This window comes from Phenylobacterium sp., assembly GCF_044236515.1.
Lineage (GTDB): Bacteria > Pseudomonadota > Alphaproteobacteria > Caulobacterales > Caulobacteraceae > Phenylobacterium.
In genome coordinates this window covers 23056-29630 of sequence record NZ_JBIIGK010000022.1, presented here as the reverse complement: position 1 = coordinate 29630, position 6575 = coordinate 23056, and the positions used below count along the sequence as shown (strand labels likewise).

At 68.5% G+C, this 6575-nt stretch carries 3 protein-coding genes; 2 read left to right on the top strand and 1 reads right to left on the bottom strand.

Annotation, left to right across the window (positions count from 1 at the left end):
• Window positions 1-179: 179 nt before the first annotated feature.
• Both ACILRF_RS04155 and ACILRF_RS04150 read left to right on the top strand, forming a co-directional pair.
• The gene (locus ACILRF_RS04155; RefSeq protein WP_395671008.1) at window positions 180-1043 is read left to right on the top strand and encodes a FecR family protein; all 864 of its coding nucleotides are present in this window, start codon (window positions 180-182) and stop codon (window positions 1041-1043) included.
• A gap of 59 nt (window positions 1044-1102) precedes the next feature.
• Complete coding sequence (locus ACILRF_RS04150; protein ID WP_395671007.1) at window positions 1103-3763, top strand: TonB-dependent receptor domain-containing protein; 2661 nt, start codon at window positions 1103-1105, stop codon at window positions 3761-3763.
• A gap of 159 nt (window positions 3764-3922) precedes the next feature.
• Here ACILRF_RS04150 and ACILRF_RS04145 read toward each other — a convergent pair whose 3' ends face one another.
• Window positions 3923-6463, bottom strand: coding sequence for a TonB-dependent receptor (locus tag ACILRF_RS04145; RefSeq protein ID WP_395671006.1), 2541 nt, complete (start codon window positions 6461-6463; stop codon window positions 3923-3925).
• Window positions 6464-6575: the final 112 nt, after the last annotated feature.

Genomic DNA, 6575 nt, shown 5'->3' with positions numbered 1-6575 from the left:
GGTGGCGAGGGGGATAAGGACCGTCCTCGCCGGCCTGTCAGAAAGGTCCCATGATTTTGGCTTCCTGCCGGACAAGTGGCTGAACAGTGTCAGAGCTCGAGACAAGCGCCGAGATTAGCGACAGCGCCGAGCGCTGGCTGGCGAGGGTCGAGCGCGGCCTGACAGACGAGGAACAGGTCTTGTTCCAAGTCTGGCTGGCCGGCGATGCGCGCCGACGCGGCGCGTTCTTGCGCGCGGAGGCGGCGATGCACCTGATCGATCGCGCGTGCCGGACCGCTCCGCAGGGCGCCAATGACAGCGCGCCGCGGTCGGCGCGCCGGGCCCTCCTCGCCGGCGGGCTGGCCGCCGCCGTGCTCGGCGCTGTGGGCGTCGCATGGGTCTCGACGTCAGCCCCGGACGTGACGCGCGAGACGGTGACCTCCGTGGGCGAGATCCGGCAGGTGCCGTTGGAGGACGGTTCGACGGTCCTCTTGAACACCGACAGCAGCATGTCTGTGCGCCTGGGAGCGCGGCGCCGGACTGTAAGGCTGGATCGCGGCGAAGGCCTTTTCAAGGTCGCTAAGGATCGGGCCCGTCCCTTTGTGGTCGAGACGGACCTGGGTCGGGTCACCGCAGTGGGAACAGCCTTCTCGGTTCGCCGTCACCCGGATCGCATCGACGTGGTGGTCACCGAGGGCGTTGTCGAAGTCGGCGGACATGGCCGCGGGTCCGCTGTCGCCCGACTTGGAGCGGGCTCGAGGGCGATGTTGAGTAAGACGGGAGCTTTGCAGGTCTCGCGCCTGAACCCGGAGGACGTCGCCCGCAACCTCGCCTGGGAGAACGGCAGCGTCAGCCTTGCGGGCGACACGCTGCAGGCGGCGGCGAACGAGTTCAATCGGTACAATCAGAAGAAGATCGTCGTCCATCCGGCCCTGGCGCACGAGACCGTGGTCGGCTGGTTCGAGGCCAAGGATCCGGCTGGCTTCGCCCGCGCCGCGGCCGTTTCGTTCGACGGCGAAGTTCTGATCGAGGGCCAGACCATCCGTATACGGCCAAGGAAATAAGGTTCGGCCGCCACCGCCATGACGGTCGGCGGACATGAATGAAGGGGGAGGAGCGGCGAGTGACGGGCAAGTCCCGTTGGGCGGGCGTTGCGACCGCCGCCTGGTTCGTGAGCGGCGCGGCTCACGCCGCGCCGTTCAATATCAACGCCCAGTCCGCCTCTTCAGGAATCCGTGAATTCGCCCGTCAGGCGAGGATCCAGATCATCGCGCCGGCTTCTGCGGTGGCCAACAAGCGAACCAACGAGGTTCGCGGCGAACTGGACGTCGCGGTCGCATTGCGCCGCCTGCTTGCGGGAACGAACCTGGAGGCGCGCGTCGGCGACGGCGTCATCGTGCTGCGGCCCGCTCCATCCGCCTCCGATCCTGGCCCACGCGCGCCGACCGCGGGCCCGCCCCGGAGCCGGACACTCGAGCCGACTGTGAGGATCGACGCGACCGGCATCGAAGAGATCGTCGTCACGGCGACCCGCCGGGCCGAGGCATTGAGCCGTGTGCCGATCAGCGCAACCGCCCTCAACCAGGCGCGTCTCGAGGATCAGGGCCTGCGAACCATCGCCGACATGCCGCGATCGGTCCCCGGTTTGCAGTTTCTGCCCGAGACCAACTCCGTCGCCATCCGCGGCATCGCGTCCAGCGCCGGAGCGGCGACCACGGGCGTCTATATCGACGAGACGCCGATCCAGATGTTGAACGTGGGGATCGGCACCCGCAGCGCGATCCCGGCGCTCTACGACCTGGAACGGGTGGAGGTGCTGAGGGGACCGCAAGGCACATTGTTCGGCGCGGGCGCTCAAGGCGGCGCTGTGCGCTATATCACGGCGCAACCCAGCACGACCGTCTACACCGCCGAGGCCGACTCGCGGGTCGGCTGGGTCGAAGGCGGCGGCCGGGATGTGGAAGCGTTCGCCATCGCCGGCGGCCCGCTCGTCGATGGGCGCCTCGGCGTCCGCGCCAGCGTCTTCACCCGGCGGATGGGCGGGTGGATCGATCGCCTCGACTATCGGGACTACGCCCTGGCTGATCGCGACTACAACACCGGCGCGGTTTACGGCGGACGCCTCGCAATACTCCACGTTCCGACCGAGCGGCTCTCGCTGACCTACGCGTTGATGGCCCAGAAGCGGACCACGAACGGCGTGGTCGGCTTTTCGGATTTCCATTCCGATCCGGGCCGCGGCGTGTTCCGGACCTCGATCTCACAGACCGCGCGGGACGTTGATCGCTGGGGCCTGGGTTCGATCAGGGTCGATTACGAGACCGACGGGTTCAGGGCGACCTCCAACACCTCGCTGTTCAAGCGGACGAACCCGTACGCGTACCCGGCGATCGACTACATGACGAGCGTGTTCGACAGTCGGCCGGAGTACTTCCGGCCGGGGGTAGGCAGGCTGGTCAGCGCTGCGGGCGTCCAGTTGCCGCTCGCCGACTACGACGTGACCGCTCGACAGACGAACCGCCAGACCAACTTCGTCCAGGAGCTACGCCTGCAGAGTTTCGAACTCGAAGGCCGTCCGACCTGGGTCATGGGCGCCTACTATCAGCGCAACCTGGCGAGCAATTTCGAGTACATCCGCGACCCCCACATCGACCGGGCGACCGAAGCCATTTTCGGCATGACCGCCCGCGAGTACTTCAATCTCATCTACCTCGACAACAAGGGCGATCTGGGTCCTCTGCTGCCGAACGGCGACACCTACAACGGCCTCTATAAGACCATCGACGAGCAGCTGGCGGTGTACGGCCAAATCGACTGGCCTTTGAGGCGCAAGCTCACGCTGACGGTCGGCGCCCGCTATTCGTTGAACCGTTTCGATTTCTCGCAGCGCGCGGACGGCTACATCAACGTCGGACCGTCGAACGGCTCGGGACGCAGCACCGAAAGACCGTTCACCCCAAAGGTCGCGCTCGCCTATCAGCACGACGATCGGAACCTCTTCTACCTGCAGTATGCGAAGGGCTACCGCATCGGCGGCGCGAACGCTTACATCCCGCCGATACCGTGCCAGGACGGATTGGCTCAGCTCGGCCTGACCGACACGCCGTCGACCTACAGGTCGGACAATACCCGCAGCTTCGAAGCAGGCGCAAAGAACCGCGTGTTCGATGGCCGGCTGCAGCTTTCGTCGAGCGCCTACTACATCGTCTGGAGCAAGATCCAGCAGGCGACCACCGTCCCGATCTGCGCCTATCGATTCATCGACAACAGCGGCCGGGCGGTCAGCCGCGGGGTCGACATCGAAGCCCAGGCTTACCTGCTGGACGGCCTGCGAGTGGAACTTGCCTTCGGCTACAACGACGCCCGGTTTTCAGACGAGGTCTCGTCCGCGGGCCGGGTCGTCGTGCGAGACGGCACCTGGCTCGGCGGTCCGGCATGGACCCTGGCGCTCGGGGCGATCTACGACTTCCAGGCCTTCGGCAGACCCAGCTTCCTTCGGATCGACTGGCAGCATTCCGGCCGTCAACGCGGGCTGACCGCGACGCAGGACCCGCGCATTCCCCGGACCTATGATCCCGCCATCCCGATACCGCCGGCCAGCGACTACACGACGATACGGGCGGGAACGTCTCTCGGACGCGTGCGAGCGACCGTCCTGGTCGAGAACCTCCTGAACGACGCCGAGGTGCTGCTGCGCACCCGTCGCTCGAGAACCTGGCCGGATTTCCGCAGCATCGCATGGCGCCCGAGGACGGTCTCGGTGGGCCTGGCGGTGAAATACTAGGCCTCGACGATCGGCGGTTCCGAGGGGGACGCCGGGACCGTGAAGCGTTTCGTAACCGGGCTCTTGATCCACCTTCACCGTGTGGTCGCGCGCGAGCCCCGCGCCGCCCGCCAGGCCGAGGCCGATCAGCCCGCGGCGGTGGAGGCGCGCCCGCGACATCTAGCGTCGGCCCGCGAAGGTGACGCCGAAGAACCGCGGCTCGCCGGCGATGAAAGTCGGCATGCCAATGGCGTCGCCCGTGTTCCCGGCGTCCTTGATGTACCGCTCGTCGAGCAGGTTGGTGGCGAAGGCGCCGATGCTCCAGCGGCCATCGGGCGCGGTCCAGTCGACGCGAAGGTTGACCAGGCTGTAGGCGTCCTGAAGCTCGTCCTCGACGAGGTCATCGACGAGCGCGCGGGGCCGCATCTGCAGGTCCGGCCGATCGTTGTCGTCGTCGAAGAACACTTTGGACTGCCAGCTGAGCGTCGGTCGCACCTCCAGCGTCCCGCCCGCGACCGGCGTCCGCCAAGCGGCTCCGAGCGACAGGGTATGGTCCGGCGACAGCCGGAACCGGTTGCCCTCGCGGACGCCGGCCTCGAACCGGCTGTGGTTGTAGGCGTAGGTGGCGAAGAGGTCGAAGGCGGCGCTGGCCGCGAAGGTCGCCTGGCCCTCGAAACCGTAGGCCTTGGCCTCGCCAGCGTTGGTGGTCACGAACAGGGTGCCGTCCTGCACCACCGTCTGGAAGTTGTCGTAGGTATAGTGGAACAGCGCCCCGTCGAGCTTGAGGCGGCGGTCGAGCAGCGCGGCCTTGGCGCCGACCTCGAAGCTGTCGACCGTCTCGGCGGCGAGCGCCTCGAAGCGCGGCGCGCCGTAGGGCGCAGCCGGCGCGGCGACCGACAGCACCTTCGGCCGCCGGCCACGGCCATAGTTCGCATAGACGCTGGCGTCCCCCGACAGCGCGTAGCGGGCGGTCAGGCGCCAGGTGACCCCCTCGTCCTCCAGGTCGTCGGAGAGCACTTGGCCGTTCGCGAGGGTCGGCTGTGCGCCGAGGCCGAACATTGGGACGGGGTAGAGGGTCGAGGTCGGGATGTTCGCGGCGCCCGGCACGGCGAGGGCGCCGAGCAGGGCGGTGCGGGTGGCCGCCGGTTGGGCCAGCGCCCCGATGAAGCCGCCGAGGATCGAGCGGCCGTTCAGCACGCTCGACCCGAACGCCGACGTCTTCTCGCTGCGGCTGTAGCGAAGCCCGCCGCCGACCTCGAGCCGGTCGGTGAGGTCGAAGGTCACGTCGGCGTAGACGTCGACGGCCTCGGTCTCGCCGAGGTTGATGGTCTGCTCGCGGTGCGCCGGTTTGAGGTTCGCGGCGATGCCCTGCGCGAGGTTGGCCGGCAGCAGGACGCCCGAGGCGCCCGCCACCCCCTGCAGCAGTTGCGCCGTAAAGGCGGTGGCGCCGAACAGGCCGGCGGGGGCGGGCAGGTTCGCGGCGCGCCCGGGGATCGCCGGCCCGCCGTTGAGGACGCCGGTCAGCCGGGCGAGCAGGACCCGCTCGTCGAACTGGGCCGGGGCGGCTTGCGAGCCGTCCTCCTTGAAGTAGGAGAGGCCGACGAAGCCGCGCCAGCGGCCGCCGCCGTCGAAGTTCAGGCGCAGGTCCTGGCTGAACTGCTCACCCTTCGCAGCCTCGGCGGCGGTCAGGGCGGGAAGGGAAATGCCGTCGGCGTCGAACACCTCCAGCGAGTCGAACTGGCGATGGGCGGTCACCGAGTTCAGCGTCAGGCTCGGCGAGAGGGTCCAGCGCAGGATGCCGGTAACGCCCCAGACCTCGCGGTCGAGACCGAGGGCCCCGCTGGCCGGGAAGCCGTCGCCGGCCGCCAGGGCCGCGCCATCGCCGGACGCCGACCCGCCGAGGGCGAGGCCGGTCAGCGGGTCGGTCGGCCGGAAGCCTAGCGACTGGAACGCCGTGCCGGCCGGTTTGTCGGTCTGGTAGTTGGCGATGACGTCGAGACGCAACGCCTCGCCGGTCCAGTTAAGGGCGGCGCGGGCGGCGCGGGTCTTCGTGGCGTTGAAGTCACGGCCGCCGAGCAGGTTCTCCACATAGCCGTCGCGGTCCTTGGCGCGGACCGCGAGGCGCAGGGCCGCGTCGTCGCCGAGCGGTGCGTTCAGCATCAGCTCCCCAAGCGCGTAGCCGTGGTTGCCGGCTTCGAACCGGCCGGCGCCGTCGAATTCGCCGGGTCGGGCCTTGTTCTGGATCAGATTGACCGCGCCGATCAGCGCGCCGCGACCGTAAAGCGTCGACTGCGGGCCCTTGGCGATCTCAACCCGTTCGAGATCGAACAATTCCACGTAAGAGCCGCGGGACTTCGAGATCGAGACGCCGTCCTGGAAGACCGAGACCCGCGGCTCATTGGTGGCTTCGCCGCTGTCGGACGTGATGCCGCGCATCACGAACCCCGGATTGTTCGGCGATTGGTTCTGCACCTCGAAGCCGGGGACGTAGAGCGACAGCTCCTCGAACTCCTGCAGGCCGAGGCGCTCCAGGGCTTCGCCTGTGTAGGCGGTCAGGGCGATGGGAACCTCGACCGGGTCCTGCTCGCGCAACTGAGCGGTGACGACGATCGCCTCCAGCTCACTGGCCTCCTGCCCCGCGGCGAGCGTCGGGGCCCCGAGGGCGCAGGCGGCAGCGGCGGCGAACAGGGTCTGGCGGCAACGACGCCCGGCGTGCGACATGAAGAAGGCCCTATGCACTGGAGGGCGCGATAGACGCCGCGTTTGTCGGCGGGCGACCCTTCCGTGAAATTTGGATAAAGCGATTCCGTCGGCTCCCGGCCCGCGCGCGGCT